Below are 19744 nucleotides of genomic sequence, written 5' to 3' on the forward strand. Positions count from 1 at the left end.
ATTACTCTCCCAGCTTTAGTGTGCGTTTATGTTGGTCGATGGTGGATTGATAGGTAACACTATTGGACTTGAGATCAATTACACGCCAGCTGCCAACAGTGTCCGATTTATATAAGAGACGGATCTTTCCGATAGGGTATTCAACCATCACCGCATCACGCCCGTTCCAAATCGCAAATGACATGGGTGCAGGTGGTTCCGGTTGCTGGGATCGTTGCGTTGGTTTACTTTTTATCTCTTCTTGCTTTACTTTAGATAGGTTGCTTAGTTCGCGACTCAATCGGTTGATCTGTGTATTTATTTCTTTTAATGCGGCTTGATCCGTTCTATTTTGCGACTGGAAAGATTGCTGAGCACTTTCAATGTCATCTATCCGTTGCACCACATTTGCCATCTGGTTTGAGACTTGATCAAGCTTTTCTTCAATACTGGTAAAGTCAACACCACCATTTTCAAATGATGGCACGACTGTATCTAGGTTTGTGTCAGTGGAATTTGGGACTGGAGTGGCTGGATCAACTTCAATCGTTGCACGCTTCGTCTCATCCTTACCATTGTCGACAGGGCTATCAATGGGCATTAGAGGGGCGGGTCTTATTGACGCTATTTGAACAGGATCTACCCGATCTTCATCTTGAATTTCAGGGATGTCACTTTCCAGCTCAGCAGAAACGATTTTAAACAAACCAATTGATAGACCGAGAACTAGGGCGATGACAAAAACAACCAGGAAAATGACAAATGGTTTTTTGTTTTTTTTAGGCTCATCCTCTTCATATTCATCAATGATTGATTGAGTGTCTTCCTCAAAGTCTGGAAGGCCAGGTTTATTGTCTGACATAGTCGTAATCCTCAAATTAGCTTGAGGATTACTATTACAAAAACACGAAGGATAGGCCTTGATTAGAAAAATCAAACTTTGTTTTTTGTAATTAGTTCAGACAGAATTCGGGTGTTGGAGTGCTGCCAAGATATTGCCCCTTACCTGGTGTGCAGCATTCGTATTGTCTCCAATAGGCCCAACCATAGCGTCGTTCGCCGTCATCTCTACCGGCACTCCAGGTAAGATTGTTATTACCAAATGGCTGACAAGTACTGTCGGTTTTGGGTGATATTTGTTGCCAGCGATCTTTTCTTTCATTCGCTTTACCACTGGTTTTAACTTTACCGTTTTGCCCACTCATAAATTCATCATTACTATCAAAAGGCAGATATACATGAGGTTGGCCAGTGTTAGTTACAATATCTACAGCTCGCTGGGCAATAACAGCTGAAGCAATGACATCATCTTGCTGTACAACCATGCCCTGTCTTGGATAAACCGCGCCCCAGCTATTACCGATAGGATTGGAAGTAGACATCGATCCTATCTCACGCATACCAGGCACCCAGGACTGGACGGTTAAGTTATCCGGCAAGCCCCAGCGCCAGGCTAGATAATCAAACACAGATGAGAAATAAGGCTTATATGGTTCTGCATTAGATGGACATAAAAAACCGCCTGAAAACCCCTGTCTAGTAGCAACGGCTAATGGATGACCCACCACAGAAGCTTCCTTAAAGCGCGTGTTAGAGTTGGCTAACAAGTTGGGAGAAATAATGCTGCCTCCACCAATCTTTGCGCCTGCCAGCTCACCTAGCACACCTTCTGTTACGGCTGATTCTGCATTGGACATAACCTCTCGATATTCTGTCCAAGGATTTTTCTTTGCTTCATCCGATACCGTGACAACCAGATCAGGCAAGTAGTGTCTAATTCTGGGCTTAGTTTCATATGAACAGCCAAAAGGTGTGCATGTTACAAAGTGGCACATTCCCACCACACAGTAGTCAATACAGTCTGCCTTAGCGGCCTTTTCAAGTAAGTCAGCGCTGTTGAATTCTTTAGCGGATAAGGTACTTGGAATCAACCATGCTAAAGCCGCGATTGTAAGAAATTTAGTTTTCATATCACCATGCCTTTTTAACCTGATATTAGGTTGCCATAGGTGAACTTCCAGAGCCTGAATTACAAAAGATAAAAAAGCTTTTTTAAAATTTATGAAAAATCCTATGCTGAAAACCGGTTTGAGCCGGTACCTCAAAACTGTATCCATTTTAAAGAAAGGGTATGAACAAGAACGTTACCGCATTCAACTTTTAACCAACTCATTTTTAGGGTCAATGAAAGTGCGAGAGATCCAATCCCACCATATTGCCAACTACCGAGACCAACGTTTGCAATCAAAAAAGAAGTGTGGCAACCCCATATCACCGGCCACCGTTCGTCTAGAGATGGGGTTGCTTCAAAATTTTTATGAGATAGCCCGTATAGAGTGGGGCATATCTTCAGATAACCCCGTAAGCAATGTTAGAAAGCCAAAATCTTCTCCTGGACGAACCAGGAGACTTACACCGAGAGAAGAGGCCAGAATATTGCGCGAATGCGCGATTCACCAAAGTGAAGAGATGTATTCGATTGTTGTCATTGCGATTGAAACGGCTATGCGACAGGGCGAGATACTGAACCTTAGATGGGAACATATCAATTTAACATCAAGAGTTGCCCACCTTCCTCAAACAAAAAATGGCACAGCCAGAGATATTCCACTTTCCGCCAGAGCAAAAGAGGCCATTTTAAAAACCCCGATAAAAACGAATGGACAAGTTTTCAGTTATACCAGCGCAGGTTTTAAATCATCTTGGCGAGCAATGATCAAGCGCCTAAAGATTGAAGATTTGAAGTTTCATGATTTACGACATGAGGCCATATCTCGGCTTTTTGAGAAATCCAGTTTAGACATGATGGAAGTCGCGGCGATATCTGGTCATAAATCACTGGGAATGCTTAAACGCTACACGCACCTCAAAGCCCAAAAGCTAGTCAAAAAATTAGATGGCAATAAAAACAAAGGTCGACGATTTATACTCGATAATATTAACGCTTACCCAGCTATTATCCGACAAGTCGATAATCAGTTTAAAATTCTAGTTCCAGATTTAAAGTTTTCGGTACTGCATACAACCAGGCCTGGTGCGATAGAGTCAGCACGCGCCATAGCGTTAAAGTGTATTATTGCCAGAATTAAGGATGGAGAAAAGCCCCCACAACCCGACCAGTTTTTAGATAAAGCGCCCGGCGAAGTTATCTTAATTGATCCGCTAAAATAATCATGCGACCGTACTCTTGAAAGGGTCGTAAGATTACCTTGCCAATCCGGTAGTTGGCAAGGGGTTGCAGGAGGGATTAGTTATAAAAATCCATTAACATACTATGCCACGAATAATTTGATGACGATCTCAACTGAGGACATCAACAACAATTCATGGCGAAGCTTTACATTCGGAGCACAAGGCACTGCATTAAATTACACGGGGGAAAACATTGGCACGCTTTATCTTCGGTTTGCTTGGGCAACAGGAAGCTGTGATCCGTCGGGTTCAGTGTATTTAAGGCTTTACCGAAATGGTAGCCTCATATACACATCTCCCCAGATCCATGATAACGGGCAGTCTGGAGCTATCAACTTTACTTTAAATCATGGTGATTATGTATCCGGCACATGGTATGCCGGGACAAATTCATGTAGACCACACCTATGGGGAGAACGACCTCAAATACAGGGCACATCTTCAAGTATAGCGCGTTATATAGGAGTCCAGTACCTTGACTCCGTGCCTTTATTTGGATGGATTTTAAAATAAATCAAAAGGCTGATCCTATAATCAAATCGATGGTGGATCATAATAAGTAGTGCAAACATAACTGCCGCTCCTATCAACTCTCAATGTCAACCTGCCTCCAAGTCCAAAACTTATAATAGCTCTACCTGTGTACCCATCATAGCTAGTTGTTAAAGTTGTGGTACCTGGATAAAGGTTGATCCATCCGGTACTATCCTTTAAAACACCAGACCTATAAAATCTAGACATGCCTTGAACCCAGCCATTGTAAAACCGAACATAACCACGCGGTTGAGATAGCGCGGCCGTTGCATTACATGAAAGACTAACGCCTTCATAAATTAATGATGGGTTTAAAGCAAGCTTTCTAGCATAAGTATCAGGTGTATTCTCCCAGCTACCGCCTTGGCAAGGCGCTTAATCATTGAATGACACTGCGGACACAACGCGCATAACTGGTGTAGTAGCTATTTCCTATGTCGATTGCCATATCGTCAATGGTAACAATTCCAGTAGAGGGCTGTAGTCTATACGCTGTCGCATTGTCAACACGCGTAGACGACCAAAATCTCGCAGATGATCTCCATCCTGTCAGGTTGCGTATATCCACTATTTCAGAAATAGATGGTAAACGCCAACCATTGCCTTGCGAACGGCAGTAATTCACTGCTGTTTGCCAGTTTATACCTCCATTTTGAAATGAACTAAGTTGTAAAAGAATCGGTGTACCCGATGGATTTCCACCGACCGCGCTCCAACTACTGGATTGGCAAGGCGCTAAAACAGAAAAGCGGCCAAAGCCAATTTTCTAAAGCATTATTTTGCAAGATTACAGTAAGAATAACTACAACCATCCCAGTCACACGCAGACATCTCGGCAATAAATGGGCTTTTCGTCCGGCTGGTATAGTCCATGTAGGAATCATTAAAGCCTGTAGGGGTACCCAATCTTGCCCAGCTAGAGGTGTAATAACCCCGAAGTCTGTGGTACATCACTCCGCCGGAATTTAGGAGGTCAACGTATCGACTATACCCCATGTGACAAGATAGGATGGTACCACTAGGCCCAATCAGCCCCTCAACTATAGCTGGTTTATCCACCTTGTCTCCAGCAGTTTGCCAACTACCGGATTGGCAAGAAAGTAGCTGCCCACTTGCATCCGTTGCTATTGCTGAGTTTTCACTACATGCACTTCCAGCGGATACAACCAAAGTAGGCTTAATTGTATTGGCTTCAAGTTTGCCTGTTACTTCAACATTCCCTGACGCAAAAATTGAGTCAATATTGACTAAGTTGCGCGAACTATCAATAACGCTAGTTCCGTTCATATCAAATGAGTCTGTTGCTTCAACTTTTGATGCGCCGGTTAACTCATTACCGGCCATATCTAAATTTGTGGCCATGCGGTTTAGCTCAGGTCGGCCAGGTATTTCTTCCCTATAGAGAAAGCCAGCCGTCAAATCGTTATTTTCAAACCACAAAGCTACGTGAGCATGACCAACATCCATATCTACTGTCCCAGCATTGCCAGAACAGTCCTGTCCCAAATGATTGGCATTGCTGTAATTAGCATGGCTCACCGACCAACCACCGCGTGAACCAATAATCGCCGCCGGTGTGTCGGTATAGATGCCACCACCGGCAGCGCCGACTTTTGTAACCATGCTGGATAAAGTGAAATCATCCAATGCTTTACCGCCTTCCGTGACCACCATGCCAGTCAACTGACCAGGGCTTGGCTGAAGCACCAGTGCACAGGTCGATTGCTGATATGCATTATTTGTTGATGTACCTGGCGGTAGGTAGTTTTGAGAAATTAAGTCGGACACTCGAATGATGGCAGGTTGCGTACTTGTCGCAAGTGACATAATTGCCGAATAGTTATCCCGAATATACGCATTACTGGCTTTTGCAATCTTTGATAAATGCTCGGCAGCAATGCTGCTTACTTGTTTCTCAATGTCGCGCTTCTGATAAGAAGCTGCATAGGCAGACAATACACCGATAATGACGATAACCACCATTAACTCGATTAATGTAAAGCCTTTCTGCTTATTAATGGTCTTATGCTTCATGTTTATGATCCCACGATAACAATAGCGTTGCTTGGTACAACGGCTGGAATAGTAATTGAGGTTGCTTGACCACTAAGTGAAACGAGTAGTCCGCTTTGTTTCCGGCCAACCATAAGTGAGCGGTAGAATTTTTCTCTTAAAAGATTTGTGTCAATTTTTTTAGATGTGTAAACGTATAACCGTCCTGCACTAATCGTATTATTCCAGTGACCTGGATTAACATACCCGTGAGGAAAATAGGGGGCTAATCCGGCATCCGAAACCGACCCGGTCGCTGAAGGGTTGGCATTGAGATACTTAATCGCGGCCTCTCTGTAAGCCATCAACGACAAGACATCAGTTTGAGTGGTCGAGAGGTTAATCAGTTGTTGCCGATCTGCTTCGACCTCTAAAACATAAATAGTTGTCACGGTTGCAACCATAGATAAAAACACGACCGGCCACATCTTATTAACCTCTAAACCGAATTTCGTTATGTTGTTGGTTGATTTCTTGTTGCAGGTTGCTCCATTTACGATCTTTGATGACAGATTTAACGGACGGGTGGCTATTAACCGATAGCCATTGGATTTTTGGCGTGACATGATCACCATCTCGCTCCAGTTTCTGGTGAATCACAATGGCTAAACCATTCGCTATTAAGCTTGCCACATCAGTTTGGCTTGTGCCTCCAGCGTTTCCGGAAGTTGCAAGATTAAATAGCCGTTCAATGGCCGAAATAGGGGAGTTACCGTGCATTGTGCAAATAGCTAATTTCCCGTTTAAGGATGATTTAAGAGCCTCATTGGCCGAGTCTGCATCCCGTAACTCAGAAAAATACAAAATATCAGGAGCCCATCTCGCAGCGGAATGAATAGCGGCTCCGAATCCACCTTTGTCGACATGAGACTGAAAGCATATGCCATCGCCGTGCTTACCTTGTAAAGGCAACTCAGGTGGGTCTTCAAAAGCGGCGGCGACACCACCATACTTTTCTAAACGCTCAACGACGATTCCGGCGGCTGTCCAAGTCTTACCATGCCCAAACTCTCCAGCTATTAGGATGAGTCCTTTAAGTTCAGGGGCTAATAAGCGATCAGTGTAAGCCTTAGCTGGAATCAAATCGGATACCCGCTTTACTTCCTTTGGCTGTCTTCGTAAAACATAAAAGTCCCCCGAAACCGAGTTTAAGAGTGAGCCACGATAAGTGGTTTTATCATGTGTAACATTAAAGTCTGTTCCATGAGTTGTTTTAGACGCAAATGCTTTATCACATTGCTCCCTCAACCCAGAGACCAGCTTAAAATCAATATCCTTAGGATTGGGGGAAAGTTTCGGGCCACGAATATGAGCCCGATCCTTTCCTAAATAAAGATCACTAAAGTCCAATTCATCCAAACTCATACTTTTATCCGTATTAGTAAATGAAGTGCATGCGGTTTGGTGTGTCTTCAGCACAGGCAGCCAGTATATCGCTCGTTTCGTATGGAGGAGTCAATCCGCCGGAGTCTACTGGTACAGATGATGGATCGGAAGATGAGACATTGATACGATTACTAGATGCTCCGTTAAACAATTCGATACAGATGTTTCCAGGAATATTGTTTAAAGTAATTACATAATTATTTCCACGGCCCATGGTCTCTAATGTACCGCCAAGCGCATGATTTAATTCACGGTTTGGGCTTGTACCGGTAACTGTGATTGATGATGGCACTTTTTCAACACGGATAATATATTCATCGAGGGATGAAGTCCCATAGTTACCTCCACCTGCCCCTAGCCCAGTAATGGCGTTGCTTACGTCCATAATTGCATTTTTCAAACCATTTGTTTTAATGGCGTTTTGCAGTGCTGGTACACCTTTCATCACTCCAGCCACTAACACACCAACAATCACGACAGCAATCATCAATTCAACGATGGTAAAACCTTTTTGTTTTTCGAGTTTTTTGTTTAATTCAGTATCTTTGCCTTTTACAGCTTGTTCAGTGTTTTTGTTTTGACATAGTGGTTTCATAACAGTCTCCTTATAAAAAAAATTAAAAGCCTTGTGTAATATGAGCTTCGATTTGCGAACCAATTGAAGCCATACCTAAACCTAAAAGAATAATTACTGCGGCACCTAAAATTAGTCCGATGTAATTTAGGATTTTTACAGTAGCCTCGATTGATTCAAGGCTTTCAACTAACCATTCATCCGCAATAGACTTGAGAGCCTCATCAAAGCCACTGTATTGGGAATAAGTGGCTAAGTCATTGATAACTTCTTTGTCTGGAAAGTCATACCCGGTTCTAGACATCGCCTCGCCGAGATTAAAGTCACCAATTCTTTGTGTAATTGCATTAATCCGAGCCTTGAGCCATGGATTGGCATAGAGCGATGTTTGTTTCAGTGCATCCTTAACAGGCACACCAGCTTGGATTAAAGATGAAAATGAAATTAACCAGCTAACCCCATGAAGCATGCTGAATATCGCCCAGGGGCCAAAACGGTCAACTTTGACTCTTAAGCCATCAACCCATCTATTGAGACTGAGTTGAAATACAAGAGCGACGACCAATAAAAACCCAAAAATTAAGAACAGGTTTTCGTAGAAAAAACCTGTTAATGAAGCTACAAACGCACCGACTCCGTATAACTGAATATTTGGTGCAGCATCAAGAAACATGGGGATTGAGAAGCCACCGAAAACCGCCAAAATCACACACAACCCAATAAATATGACTGAAGGATATGTGAGTGCTTTAACAATCGTGGATTTAATTTTGGTCTTAGCTTCTAATACCCCAATAAGATTAATGAGCGTTCCTGCGACCCGCCCGGAAGCCTCTCCACCGGAAATAATGCTCTGTTCATCACTCGGAACCCAACCCGTTAGAGCCTTGGCAAAATTTTCACCACTGCCCATTCGCTGTGTCCAGTCCGAGAATGCTTGAGCCTGGGCGTCGTTTTCAGAGAACTGACTCAACCGACGTTTCTTTAAATCGGTTAAGGCGTTTTTTATAGGTACACTGTTTTCGAGCATTCTTGCCATTTTGCCGTATAGCTTTTTTCTTGCCTTGGTGTTCTTCCTAAAGCGCCACTGAGCAATGGTTTTTTTATCAGGCAGACTAAAATTAATCATCCTTAACCACCTCTTTCATTTCGCGCATATGGATGTGGCCGTCTTGCTCGATGATATCAAGCGTGAGAGGGCCAACTTCAGCTTCGGCATCACGAGGATCAACTATGCCTTGATTCATTTTTGATATCGCCGATCCAATCAAGCTCATATAAGCTTTTTCGGAGTTTCGTAAATATTCCATTGCACCACTTAAATCATCATTGGAGATGTGTTTCATTAGGACATTGTCAGTGATTAAAACTTCAGCAATAGCTGTAAGTCCAAGGTGGCCGGTATGGTTGCATTGATCGCATCCATCACCTTTGATGTAGACATTGTCTAATTCATTTGTAGCTCTCTCATAGCGCTTGAACTCGGATGGCTTAACCGCGTCTCGGTTTTCCATCAGTTTCTTTTTGCAGTGAGGGCAAAGTTTAGGCACGAGACGTTGACTCACAATGCCATTGAGGATTTTAGGGTCATGCAGCAGGTACCGTGGAACACCGAGTTCTCTCAAACGATAAATTGAGGATAAAGCATTATTGGTGTGCAGTGTCGCCAGAACATAATGCCCAGTCATCGCAGCTTCAAAAGCGACATTCGCCGTCGCCGCATCACGTATTTCGCCTAGCATTACAATGTCTGGGTCTTGGCGAAGCATGTTCGCTATGGCCATATTAAAGTTCTTTTTGCGATCAGCTTCATTATCGGCCGGTGGTACTTTAATGGGCACAACGCCTTCAACCATAATTTCTGGTGGGTCTTCAAGCGTATAACACATTTTTGTGTAGTCTGACTCACGCAGCCGACTATCTAGATCCACAGCAATAGATGTCGTCTTCCCGGATCCAGTTGGACCGGTGAAAATGGTGATCCCCGTTGGCAACTTTTGCAGATACTTAAGAGCGTAAATTTGGTTTTCATCAAAACCACTCGACTCCCAGGTTCCAATTGATGAAACTTTCTTTTGCAGTCTAAATACGGCTTTACTTCCAATGTCACCATCATCGGTCGGGGTGATATTGACCCGGATCATCGCAATGGAATCCGGCAAGTGTGCAGGGTCATTAATTCGAGCGTTATAAAACCCGGTTTGTTGGAAAATCTCTTTATTGGCACCACTGGCCATTGAATTTGTAATGGAATGGATTAATGACATTCCTTCTTCAAAAGTTTGAGTTAATTCCGGCTGAACTCTGAGTTTTCGATCAACTCTGAACTGAACGATTGTGCCGCGATTTACGGTAGCCCAAAGGTGTACATCGGAGCTGCGCTTTTTCGCCGCGAGCTCAAAAAGCTCTTTGACTGATAATTGTGTTTGCGTTTTTTCTTGACCGCCATTGAGTTTTTTGTATAGCTTGGTGATTTCTTCCGGATCAACCTTTTCGACCTTTGCTTGAATGCCTTGCTTTTGGATACGCGACTGAAAAGTCATTAATTTAGCAGCTGTAATCCCTTTCGAGACGTACAGAATCGCCTTTTGATCATCGCCAACTAAGCAAATTTGTTTTCTTAATTCCGGGTCAATAGAAATTAACCCATTTTCAGCCGTCAAAAGTGAACCATTAACCATAAAGCTATCTCCTAGTAGTCAAAAGGCTGATTAGCAGACTGACTGTTGCTTTCTTGAGGGACATAGTTTGAGTCGCCAAAAGCCAGGAATTTCGCCTTACCGTCCTTCGATGCCAATACGCCATCATGCTCAACTTTAATGACCTTCCAGCCATTTGCCGTATTACCGGATTTAACACGTTGCGTCGCACCGCGTCCAACTAATAACATGGCTCTCAAATTACCGGCTTTACCCTCGATTGAGAGTACGATCGGTTCAATTTCTGGTTTGGCGGCATTAACTGGCCAATTGAGCGATGGTACCGATGGTTGTCGAACTTGATTGTTTGTTGAGATATCAGATGAGGTTTCCGAGTTTTGTTTGATCAAATCACTGCGTTTTTTCTGTATCTGTTCCAATTCAAACAACGCCTCAGCTACACGTTTTTGTTCTTGAATATTTTTTACGAACTGATCATCAATATTTTTTGGAATATAGGGTTCTTGCCCCGCCCAACTGACACTTACCATAGTGGTCATCAAAACCAATAAAACTTTATTGAGCGACATATAACACTCCTTTAATTAACCATTTATCGTTATCTGTTGATGCAAAATGCTCAACAACCAGGCCTGGTTGCGGGATTTTCGGTAATAAGTTATTTACCGGCAGCAACTTTGTTTCAATCTCGAATGCAACCTTACCAATCACTGCGCTATTGTTTTTTTTGTTCTGACCAGGAAGACCAGAACCCTTATCTGAATTGATTTTTAAAGCCAATCCATACTGCTGCGCTATTTCGTTAAGATGATTTATTGCTGATCTCTTATTAAGTAACCGATCTGCTGTCGCAGGTATTGATCTAGGCTCAAGAAGGGCAGAATGCACAAGGTTATCGACGGCTTTATTACCATCAACTTCAACGATCGCATTAGGGTGTTCATTGAGCAAGCTAGACACCAGGCCTGTAGAACGTTCCCATGTCACCGTGATACCTGCGTCGTTACAACCGAGGGCAGAGTAGTGCCAACCAGCGGGATAAAGTTCGACTTTCTCTAAGGTTTGGTTACATGCACGCCACACTAATTCAGCCCGAGGACTTTTATGCCAGGGCATATCGATTGAGACTTGTGCTTGTGCTTCTTGCTTGGCTTTTTTTGCTTTAGCCATCGCGACAAGTTTTTCACGCTCAGCTTGCTGGTAGCTTTCATAATAAGCGTAACCTGCATAGCCAACCGCCAACATTAGACCAATCACTAAGAGTTGATTTGTGCTGACATTTAATGGGCTGAGCCGGTGATTCTTTAGCTTTACACCATCAATGATTGCTTGCGGCTCAATATTGAAAGCATCAGAAGACCAATCCGATGAGTTTTGAGTAGAAACAAACTTAATGGTTTTCTTTTGCAAGAACGATAAAGTGGACTCATACTCACGATGAATGAAGTCAAAATCACCTATTGCATCTTTAATAATTAAGCCTTCACTGATGATGATTAGTTGGTATAACTCATCAGCAAGTTCAAAAACCCCGACAATATCAAAATCATCTAAATTGATAGATTGCCCTTGATGCTCAAATTTTAAGACGTAGTCCAAAAACATCGATGCGAAAGAATAGTGGGTTTTACGCTTAAGTTCGCTGCTAACTTCACGAGTAGGAAAACCCACAGCTCCAGGGCGGTGTGCGGCCTGACTATTTATTTGGATAAGAAATTGGGCCTTAACCTCTTTAGCGAGTGTTTTGACATCCTTTTTGTTATAAAAAGGCTGCCAGTACAAACCAGCAACAAGTCGGTGCTTACCAAGTTCTACGGTTTTACTTTGTTCCAGAATCATATCGCTTAATCCATAATCACGGGTTCGACTAAAACCACAACTGTATTGCGACCATCTTCGTTTTGTATGGAATTACCTAAGAAGCCAAGCCATTTGGCAACCCCACTCTTTTTTGAAGACAGATTGGCTTGTTCAAAGCCAGTTATGACTAAGGTGTTACCGGATTTGATTTTGACTTCACGGTTGGTTGAACGTGACTCTTTTTTCGGTAGGACATATGTGGTGTTTCCACTTTGGACAGTTTTGGAGTCAAGTTCACGTGACATATCTAGAGCAATTTGCAAAAGCATTTCTTCGCCGTTAATAATGTTCGGTATGACACTTAAATTAAGCCCAACAACGAAGTCTTCCAGCTCTTGAGTTGAGACACTTTGACCGCCATCCAGCGCAACAGAAGATTGACCAAGAACCCGTTCGGATGTTGTTATTGAGAAGGGTGCAGCTTGTCTATTAATTGTAATAGCGTCGTAGTATTTGACATCGCTAATTTTGGCTTGTTGACGCAACGCTGAAATTAGCAATTCAGAACCGTTAAAGTTACCACCATCAATAATGTTCAGCCCAAACTGTGAAGTACCGGTTCCACTGGCAACATTCGATGCTAGTGATCCTGCAACTCCCTCGGTTATAGATGAATAGACCAAATCCCAGTTGATGCCATAATTCTCAGACTCAGATTGATCAACAGATAAGATTGTGAACTTGATTGACACTTGCTTCAGTGCGGTTTCGTTCACCCTGTCAAAGTATTCTTGCACTTGTCGCAGAATGACCGGTGTGTCTGTCACAACAAATAGACTTGTTGCAGGAGAGGCCACTACTTTGCCGTTTGCACTAAGCATCGTCTCAACACTTTCTTTTACAGACTCCCACAGGTTTAATTCAGAAAAACTCACTCCAGATTCAAATTGTGAAGAGCTGTTTTCGGATGCCTCACTGCTTTTTCCGATTATTGAACGATAACTTTTAGATCCAGCGGATGCATTAAGACGATAGACCTGTGTTTTGGCTTTAAAGAAACGAATTTTTTCCCCATTATTGACCCACTCCCAATACACATTAAATCTTGATGAAGCAAGATTTAGCAGGCCCTTCAAATCGCCCGAATATGAGAATTCCATTTTTATTGGATTGTTGGTTGTGGTGCCAGCAACACCCGATGCGGTAGTTGTTGTCGCAGCGACCCCGGCCAATTCGGCCTGATTGGTAATCCCTTGTTCAACCACAACTGGAATATTAGTGATTTCGGCAATTTTAGAAGAGAGATTGTTAATTTCATCGTAAAAGCCACGGAGCGTATATTGCTCCGACTCAAGCTTTAATTCTTTTTCAGATTTGTCCTGAGTAACCGGTTCAACAATCTTGTGCGGAATCCAGATGCTCGGAAGTTTCGAGTCTTTCCGCATGGATTTCATTTTGTCGATTTGTTCTTGACGCTCATCAAACCCTGAATCCACGCGCTCACCTAAACCACTGCAACCGGCTAGGACAAATAACGAAGCAAGCGTGATCAATACAAACTGGAACTTATTCATTAGGCACCACCTTTAGAGAAGATACGAACGGTGCGTGAGTCTTCATACACCGCGTAATGAATGCCACGAGAGGGCAGGCTGATTGAACGGAACAGGACATCGAGTGCAGCGACAAAGTTTTCTGCTGGAACAGAAACATCAAGTGTATTTTCAAACAACACCTGACGATCGGTCTCGAAATAAACTACATAACCGGCCTTATCAGCCCATTCGTTTACGGTCAATCGAAGATTTGTTTTTGGCTTAACCGTCCAATGACGCTTGCGTGATTTAACGCCATCGGATGCCTGGCCGTTATCGACGGTAAAAGTAGGTTGTAAATAGACTTTATCAGTAACGACAACTTCACTGTTGTTAGGTTTTGGAGACTCTTTTTCCGGCTGTGTAGTGGCGCACCCAGAAAAAAACAGTGTTGCCAAAATAGCAAATGAGGCTTGTCTAATCATTTCTTTCCTCCAAATTCTGTATTAACCACACCTTCCAATAAAATAGTCTTATCGCCCTGATAGAAGGTCGCTTTCATAGATGTGATTTCAGGGCGGGTGCGTAGGTTGCGAATCAGTTCACGCATGGCATCTTGAATCGAGCCTTCAAATACCAGTTCTGAATTCAAAATAACGTTCACCTTAAACCCAGCCTGGTTGCGCACTTCATAAACCAAGTTCTTATAAGATTCGCTTTGAGATACCCATTTGAAAATAGTTTCTTCAAGGGTTGAGTCTGCTTCAACAGCCCAAAGAGGGACATGAACGGTACATTCGTTAGATACAAGTGAAATTTCACTTACTCGCTGGAGTGAATAGGGTTGATCCAAATCAGGATGGGTTGCGCCCAGCGCTTCATTTGCAACAACTTTAGAACCAGCGCCTTGCTCTTTTAAATAGGCAACAATGGCATCACCACGGGCTTTAGACATGGTGACGTGCATTTCAGTGGGGCCGGATGGATCGGTATAGCTTTTGATTACGATTCCCAAGTCTTCGGCTTTGGCTTTTTTAATCAAGAGATCAATTTTTTGATGGTCGCGGTAGTCCAACCGGAAACTATTTGGTGCAAAATAAATAGGTAGCTTATGGTGTATAGGGTGGGGCTTATCACAACCCCAAGAGGCGTTATTAGCTTCGAAAAACAATACCGGTTTATTCTTAACGCCACCGTGAGCTAGTTTCCGATATTGCTCATCACTTAAATGGAAGCTAACGGTTCTGGCCAAAGGGTTGATATCCAGAACCCATACTTGTCCAGCTAAAGTCTGTAAAGCCTCTCTTAAAGTCATTGGCCCGACGTGTCGGTGAACGTCAGGCAAAGGCTGGTCAAACAAATAATTAATATGTGGATCCAGATCAATTTCTGACAGGCGATATCCACTACGTGCCAGCAAAAGATCCATCGCTTGTTTGATTGTTTCAACCTGTGATGGGAAATCTATTTTGACTTCGGTTGCCAAAAGGTTTTGTTGTACAAACGTCGCGCCTGAATCGGAAGTGGTATAACGACCAATTTTCGAATCAGATATCGCGGTACCGGAATAAAGCAATGCTAAACATGCTGTTGTTATAATCGTGTTGCGCATAAAAAAGGCCTGTTCTTTTCTTTATACCCAGTATCCCAAAAGGCAAGCAATCAGACCCTAATTAGAAAAATCAAAAACTGTTTTTTGTAATTTAGGCAATAAAAAACCCGCCGAAGCGGGTTATTTGAGTTTTAAACTGATTCGAACAGTTTAATTTGATGGTCAGCCAATTGGTTCATAAGTCGAACGGCTTTCATGGCTTCCTGCGAAGCTTTGAAAATCAACTTATGGTCGTCACGTAAAGCTTGGATCCATGATGCAATATATTGCACATGATCCTCGCGAATTTCACGCTCCAACCCCATTTCGGCAGCCTTAAAGCTGGCGGTTAACTCGGCAACCAGTTCCTCGTATGCGTATGCCGAGTCACCAAAACGAATGGTTTTGTCGACAATACCTTTACGATTTAACCGGGCCTGGCAACCTGTCCAGTGGCCAACTTCATGAAAGAGGGTGCCATAATATGACAACTCATCATGAAACTTAGCCTTATCCGGCATGACCACATCATCAGTAGCCGGTGCATAGTAAGCTTGATTTCCTTGATGTGTCAGCTTTAGCGGATCATTAGATGTTTGTAACAAATCAATGAACGCTTCAGCTTCTGCAATTGGGGTAAATCCATCGCCTAATCCATGCTGACTGGCCTGTTGAACTGGCTCATAAAACTCATCATCTAGTCCATCAATCTGCTCTACATTAAAATAGGGCGCATACTGATAAGACCAAATGACGTTGCCTTCCTCGATGGCATTGTGCAACTCCTCACCTTCCGGTGAAATAAGCTTTTCTTTACCATCGATTTCTACTTTGACAAATGGACGAAGCCAGAAAACCAAAGTCGACTTTGAGCCTTTAATGATTTCTCCGCCTAAGTTCTTGGCCTGTTTAAAGGTCAACCACTTATTGGCCTGATACTCATTTTGAATCATGCTCATCGAACATAGGATTTGAGATATCCCAACAAGTCGTTTACCTGTTTTGGCATTAATGGCCACAGAAGTCATTCTGTCCCACGGACACTTCCATTTGGCTGTCACACCGCGCAACAAATGTTCAACGATATCGTTGGTTACTCTTTCAAAAATTGATTGATTATTCATGGTGTATCTCCTGATTTATTGAAACAAAAAAGGGGATACACCAAGCCCCATCAGGGGAGGATGTATCCCCGTATGGGTTAAGAAAAGAATCGTGACTGCGCCGAGCAAACTCGGAGGCCGGTTTGTGCAGTCGAAGACCGGCTAAGGGTGCTAAGCGAACTTAGCAAGGGCGTGACAATTGTCACACTTACCATTTATGGATTTTAATAGTAAAACCCATAAATGGTAAGCCCCTAATGGGGCCTTTTTTGATTATGCAATTGCAACACCAATTTTGCCAGATGATGATGCCTGGTGAACCAAGACCTCGGAAACCCTTGCGAGCTTCAAATCTTGGTGCAACCGACTAATATTAGCTTGAGGTGAATAAGGCACCTCAATGTCGTCGATCTCGACTTCATTGAGGTAAAGCCCTACACGCATAAGCGGTTCACTGGCATAAAACTTAGCTTTAAAGCTATATCCCAGCAATCGCCAATGCAGATGAATACCTCGATCATCCTCAATTGGCTTTCTGACAACAGCTGATGCTGCAAAATGTTGAATTAAAACTTGCATAGTGTTCTCCAAATAAAAAACCGGAGAACACTTCTCCCACCAGGGAAAGTAATTCCCCGGTGGGTTGATAATATGATTTTAGCTACAGGATATGCTGTTCTTCAATGCGCTTTTGTTTGGATGCCTTTGTAAATAACATAGCCAAGCCAAATAATCCAAAAGCGACAAGAAGAGCAATTCCTGTGGTGATGTATAACATGCTTACACTCACTATTTACTACGTGCTTCAAAATCTTTGTTCATCTTATGGACAACATAGACTAATCCGCCAGCAAGCAAAACAATAGCAAGGACTTGAATTAAGAATCCAAACATAATCAAACTCCTTTTTTGATGAACTTAGCCGCAATTATAGCAAAGCTAAAAGCGAGGATTATCCGAATGAAAATTTCTAATTCGGAAGAGTCAAAATTCAGGCCTGATAACAACCCAAAAAAACCTGAACCAAATAATACAAAACCAGCTCCAAGGTTTATTGACTTGGCGGTTTCAGCATCAAGGTTTTTGAATTTCTGAAACAGGTGATTTAACTCATCGCTTAGCAAAAACCATATTATGGATGTGATCCAAAAATATAGAATTAACTTAATGACTAAAAACATGCATCCTCCAAATATATAAACCGGAGAACACTTCTCCCACCAGGGAAATTATTCCCCGGTGGGTTGATAATTAATCTAGCCATCCCATAAGCTCAAAAAGCTTAGAGAGAACCGTAATTAGACTGACGAAACAGGCTACAAAGCCCATAGTTAGAACCATTTCCATAACGCAATCCTTTGGGATGCGTTATCCCTACCGGGATTGCATCCCGGTTAGGGTGAAGTGAAATTACCATGCGTGCGCTACATGAAGAATCATATCTTCAAGCTGAACATTAAATGCATCAGCCCGGGACACCATCTCTTCAAGAAAAGCACGTGCCTCATGCCCATCAACCACAAATTCATTACCATTTAGGTAATCAACCGCCACGTATGGCAAATTGTGATCAATCGACACTTTGGTACCCGCAATTTTTTCCGCGCGAGCAGTAGACTCTATTTGAATTTTGATGGAGGACATTTAGTGCCCTCCAAGCTGAATTAGTGCGAAACGTTCAATTGAAGTGAAAGCACGCTCTAAGACCAACTTTTGAGTATCCACATCGAAGTCCTGAAACATCGAATGTGGTCTAAAACCCTCAACTTGCCATCCATCACTGGATGCAGACATAAAGTCTTGATAAGGGTTTCCGTTTTCCGGATAAGATGAGAAAACAAGGTCAAGGGCCGCTTTTTTAGCATCCATTGACATCATGGATTGATAAGAATTTACTTCTTGGTCGATCCAACAACAATTATTGAGCCGACTCACAAAACGTGGATTCTCGGAATCTGTTTTTGAAGCAATGGTCAATAACCGTTTCTGTTTTCGAAGCAATAAAGCAAGATTAGACATGATGTACCTCCTGATTTATAAAAATAAAAAAGGGGATACACCAAGCCCCATACGGGGAAGATGTATCCCCGTATGGGTTAAGAAAAGAATCGTGACTCCACTGAGTAAACTCAGGCGCAGATCGACTGGAGTCGAAGGATCTGCTTAAGGGTGCTGACCTAAGTCAGCAATGGACGAGTCATAGACTCATACAAAACAAAATATCTTTCCGCGCGACCCCAAGTTTATTAAGGCCGCGAAGGAAAATATTTTGATAGAGGCCGTGATTATTATCCATCAAGCTAATCACATCTAATTTACCGATTCTTAATGTCATGGCGCACAAAGCACTAAGGGACACACAAACAACCGGTTGTGTGCAAACCGGGGTAGATGAGGCCGGAGCCTTGGCCAAACTGACTCACAAAAATCAACTTGGCCAAGACCCCGATCTACACCGGCTAGCGCTTTGTAATTAGATTAGGAGGCCACAAGAGTGGCCGAGCAGGGTGCTTACCAAACACCGTAGAAACCCCAAGGAGTTCCAGAGCCTTCTTTTTATTATATAAAAAGCAGGGCGAGCATGACTTCCAGACCGAAATCTGTTGCAGGCGATTGAAGCCGAAGGCCTGCTAAGGGTGCTGACCTAAGTCAGCAAGGGCGTCACTGTGCAGCAGTGACCACTGGGTTAAACCTAAATAGCTTTGACTTGTATTTTACACAAAATACACACCAAAACCATCTGCATATAAAAATTGAAAAGGAGGGCGACCCGAAGGCCGCCACTTGTGGCTTATTGCACCACCTTTATAACCTTGTTAAAAGGCAGGTGATGAGTATAATAAGAACACAAGGATTATGAGAATCGAAGTAGTGGTCGCTCTCATAGTATCTCCTGAATAACGGCATCGAAAGGTGCCGTTTCCTTTTCTGGCCTATGCCAGCCTTTTGAGCTCCACTACTAGCTCTCTCCAACATTACATATTTAGCATACCTGGAACGAATTTCAGATATTGCTTAAGTTCCATAGCAGCCTTTTTAGTGATTTTGACCTCCCAATCCCATTGATTAGGTCGATGTTCGTGCGCGATCCAGTATTCGGTTGGCTCGCACTCATCATGCTCAAAAATCTTAACAAGATGCTTTGGGCCTTCAACTTTGAAGTTATCGGTAAAAATCGATACTGTTTCAGTTTTCATGCCTGACAGATTAAAAATGTTGACCATCAGGTTCTTTCTGATCAGGACGCTTACTCCAAACTGCCCTTGATGTACAATTGAATTGATCATCTTCATTTACCTCTCCAGCCTAGGGATTTGCATCCCAGATGGGTGAAATTA

At 42.9% G+C, this 19744-nt stretch carries 20 protein-coding genes; 1 reads left to right on the plus strand and 19 read right to left on the minus strand.

Translation table 11 applies throughout. The features are described from left to right. Position 1: 1 nt before the first annotated feature. Positions 2-841 (minus strand): hypothetical protein, encoded by an 840-nt coding sequence (locus VIM91_RS04645; RefSeq protein WP_331863649.1) that lies wholly within the window; start codon positions 839-841, stop codon positions 2-4. Between the two features lie 91 nt (positions 842-932). Next, positions 933-1949, minus strand: a complete 1017-nt coding sequence (locus VIM91_RS04650; protein WP_331863650.1) for a TIGR03756 family integrating conjugative element protein — start codon at positions 1947-1949, stop codon at positions 933-935. Positions 1950-2217: 268 nt separating this feature from the next. On the opposite strand from VIM91_RS04650, the gene VIM91_RS04655 reads away from it, so the two are divergent. Then, positions 2218-3150: a site-specific integrase gene (locus tag VIM91_RS04655; protein ID WP_331863651.1), complete on the plus strand. Its 933-nt coding sequence runs from the start codon at positions 2218-2220 to the stop codon at positions 3148-3150. Between the two features lie 1329 nt (positions 3151-4479). Here the strand turns inward: VIM91_RS04655 and pilV are convergent. The 17 genes from pilV to VIM91_RS04740 form a co-directional block, all read right to left on the minus strand. Continuing rightward, entirely contained in the window at positions 4480-5739 is a 1260-nt protein-coding gene (pilV, locus tag VIM91_RS04660) for a shufflon system plasmid conjugative transfer pilus tip adhesin PilV (RefSeq protein WP_331863652.1), read from the minus strand. A 2-nt stretch (positions 5740-5741) separates the two neighbouring features. Next, positions 5742-6185 carry a type IV pilus biogenesis protein PilM gene (gene pilM, locus VIM91_RS04665; protein ID WP_331863653.1) on the minus strand — a complete coding sequence of 148 codons (444 nt, stop codon included), beginning with the start codon at positions 6183-6185 and terminating at the stop codon, positions 5742-5744. Positions 6186-6189: 4 nt separating this feature from the next. Continuing rightward, entirely contained in the window at positions 6190-7122 is a 933-nt protein-coding gene (locus tag VIM91_RS04670) for an ATPase, T2SS/T4P/T4SS family (protein WP_331863654.1), read from the minus strand. Between the two features lie 13 nt (positions 7123-7135). Then, the gene (locus VIM91_RS04675; protein ID WP_331863655.1) at positions 7136-7738 is read right to left on the minus strand and encodes a type II secretion system protein; all 603 of its coding nucleotides are present in this window, start codon (positions 7736-7738) and stop codon (positions 7136-7138) included. Positions 7739-7760: 22 nt separating this feature from the next. Further along, positions 7761-8846: a type II secretion system F family protein gene (locus VIM91_RS04680; protein ID WP_331863656.1), complete on the minus strand. Its 1086-nt coding sequence runs from the start codon at positions 8844-8846 to the stop codon at positions 7761-7763. After that, the gene (locus VIM91_RS04685; RefSeq protein WP_331863657.1) at positions 8839-10398 is read right to left on the minus strand and encodes a GspE/PulE family protein; all 1560 of its coding nucleotides are present in this window, start codon (positions 10396-10398) and stop codon (positions 8839-8841) included. The genes VIM91_RS04680 and VIM91_RS04685 overlap by 8 nt, the downstream gene beginning before the upstream one ends. Positions 10399-10409: 11 nt before the next feature. Next, positions 10410-10946: a type IV pilus biogenesis protein PilP gene (gene pilP, locus VIM91_RS04690; protein ID WP_331863658.1), complete on the minus strand. Its 537-nt coding sequence runs from the start codon at positions 10944-10946 to the stop codon at positions 10410-10412. After that, entirely contained in the window at positions 10933-12216 is a 1284-nt protein-coding gene (gene pilO2 / locus VIM91_RS04695) for a type 4b pilus protein PilO2 (RefSeq protein WP_331863659.1), read from the minus strand. The genes pilP and pilO2 overlap by 14 nt, the downstream gene beginning before the upstream one ends. 5 nt (positions 12217-12221) lie before the next feature. Beyond that, positions 12222-13751, minus strand: a complete 1530-nt coding sequence (locus tag VIM91_RS04700) for a hypothetical protein (protein ID WP_331863660.1) — start codon at positions 13749-13751, stop codon at positions 12222-12224. Then, a complete protein-coding gene (locus VIM91_RS04705) occupies positions 13751-14197 on the minus strand; it encodes a TcpQ domain-containing protein (RefSeq protein ID WP_331863661.1) in 447 nt (148 codons plus the stop codon). The genes VIM91_RS04700 and VIM91_RS04705 overlap by 1 nt, the downstream gene beginning before the upstream one ends. Next, positions 14194-15324 carry an OmpA family protein gene (locus tag VIM91_RS04710; RefSeq protein ID WP_331863662.1) on the minus strand — a complete coding sequence of 377 codons (1131 nt, stop codon included), beginning with the start codon at positions 15322-15324 and terminating at the stop codon, positions 14194-14196. The genes VIM91_RS04705 and VIM91_RS04710 overlap by 4 nt, the downstream gene beginning before the upstream one ends. A 131-nt stretch (positions 15325-15455) precedes the next feature. Next, positions 15456-16427, minus strand: a complete 972-nt coding sequence (locus VIM91_RS04715; RefSeq protein ID WP_331863664.1) for an ArdC family protein — start codon at positions 16425-16427, stop codon at positions 15456-15458. Between the two features lie 252 nt (positions 16428-16679). Continuing rightward, complete coding sequence (locus VIM91_RS04720; protein ID WP_331863665.1) at positions 16680-16985, minus strand: hypothetical protein; 306 nt, start codon at positions 16983-16985, stop codon at positions 16680-16682. Positions 16986-17302: 317 nt separating this feature from the next. Beyond that, positions 17303-17587 carry a hypothetical protein gene (locus VIM91_RS04725; protein ID WP_331863666.1) on the minus strand — a complete coding sequence of 95 codons (285 nt, stop codon included), beginning with the start codon at positions 17585-17587 and terminating at the stop codon, positions 17303-17305. A 229-nt stretch (positions 17588-17816) separates the two neighbouring features. After that, positions 17817-18050 carry a hypothetical protein gene (locus VIM91_RS04730; protein ID WP_331863667.1) on the minus strand — a complete coding sequence of 78 codons (234 nt, stop codon included), beginning with the start codon at positions 18048-18050 and terminating at the stop codon, positions 17817-17819. Further along, positions 18051-18425 carry a hypothetical protein gene (locus tag VIM91_RS04735; RefSeq protein ID WP_331863668.1) on the minus strand — a complete coding sequence of 125 codons (375 nt, stop codon included), beginning with the start codon at positions 18423-18425 and terminating at the stop codon, positions 18051-18053. Positions 18426-19381: 956 nt separating this feature from the next. Continuing rightward, positions 19382-19699, minus strand: coding sequence for a hypothetical protein (locus VIM91_RS04740; RefSeq protein WP_331863669.1), 318 nt, complete (start codon positions 19697-19699; stop codon positions 19382-19384). Between the last annotated feature and the right edge of the window lie 45 nt (positions 19700-19744).

Source organism: Thiomicrospira sp., assembly GCF_036568485.1.
Taxonomy (GTDB): Bacteria; Pseudomonadota; Gammaproteobacteria; order Thiomicrospirales; family Thiomicrospiraceae; genus Thiomicrospira.

Bases quoted from the DNA above. Each gene is read 5' to 3' on its own strand.
- VIM91_RS04725 (WP_331863666.1), bottom strand. From the start codon at position 17,587: ATGTTTTTAGTCATTAAGTTAATTCTATATTTTTGGATCACATCCATA.
- VIM91_RS04685 (WP_331863657.1), bottom strand. From the start codon at position 10,398: ATGGTTAATGGTTCACTTTTGACGGCTGAAAATGGGTTAATTTCTATT.
- VIM91_RS04645 (WP_331863649.1), bottom strand. From the start codon at position 841: ATGTCAGACAATAAACCTGGCCTTCCAGACTTTGAGGAAGACACTCAA.
- VIM91_RS04675 (WP_331863655.1), bottom strand. From the start codon at position 7,738: ATGAAACCACTATGTCAAAACAAAAACACTGAACAAGCTGTAAAAGGC.
- VIM91_RS04700 (WP_331863660.1), bottom strand. From the start codon at position 13,751: ATGAATAAGTTCCAGTTTGTATTGATCACGCTTGCTTCGTTATTTGTC.
- pilP (WP_331863658.1), bottom strand. From the start codon at position 10,946: ATGTCGCTCAATAAAGTTTTATTGGTTTTGATGACCACTATGGTAAGT.
- VIM91_RS04705 (WP_331863661.1), bottom strand. From the start codon at position 14,197: ATGATTAGACAAGCCTCATTTGCTATTTTGGCAACACTGTTTTTTTCT.
- VIM91_RS04735 (WP_331863668.1), bottom strand. From the start codon at position 18,425: ATGTCTAATCTTGCTTTATTGCTTCGAAAACAGAAACGGTTATTGACC.
- pilO2 (WP_331863659.1), bottom strand. From the start codon at position 12,216: ATGATTCTGGAACAAAGTAAAACCGTAGAACTTGGTAAGCACCGACTT.
- VIM91_RS04720 (WP_331863665.1), bottom strand. From the start codon at position 16,985: ATGCAAGTTTTAATTCAACATTTTGCAGCATCAGCTGTTGTCAGAAAG.
- VIM91_RS04710 (WP_331863662.1), bottom strand. From the start codon at position 15,324: ATGCGCAACACGATTATAACAACAGCATGTTTAGCATTGCTTTATTCC.
- pilV (WP_331863652.1), bottom strand. From the start codon at position 5,739: ATGAAGCATAAGACCATTAATAAGCAGAAAGGCTTTACATTAATCGAG.
- VIM91_RS04670 (WP_331863654.1), bottom strand. From the start codon at position 7,122: ATGAGTTTGGATGAATTGGACTTTAGTGATCTTTATTTAGGAAAGGAT.
- VIM91_RS04680 (WP_331863656.1), bottom strand. From the start codon at position 8,846: ATGATTAATTTTAGTCTGCCTGATAAAAAAACCATTGCTCAGTGGCGC.
- VIM91_RS04715 (WP_331863664.1), bottom strand. From the start codon at position 16,427: ATGAATAATCAATCAATTTTTGAAAGAGTAACCAACGATATCGTTGAA.
- VIM91_RS04650 (WP_331863650.1), bottom strand. From the start codon at position 1,949: ATGAAAACTAAATTTCTTACAATCGCGGCTTTAGCATGGTTGATTCCA.
- VIM91_RS04740 (WP_331863669.1), bottom strand. From the start codon at position 19,699: ATGAAGATGATCAATTCAATTGTACATCAAGGGCAGTTTGGAGTAAGC.
- VIM91_RS04730 (WP_331863667.1), bottom strand. From the start codon at position 18,050: ATGTCCTCCATCAAAATTCAAATAGAGTCTACTGCTCGCGCGGAAAAA.
- pilM (WP_331863653.1), bottom strand. From the start codon at position 6,185: ATGTGGCCGGTCGTGTTTTTATCTATGGTTGCAACCGTGACAACTATT.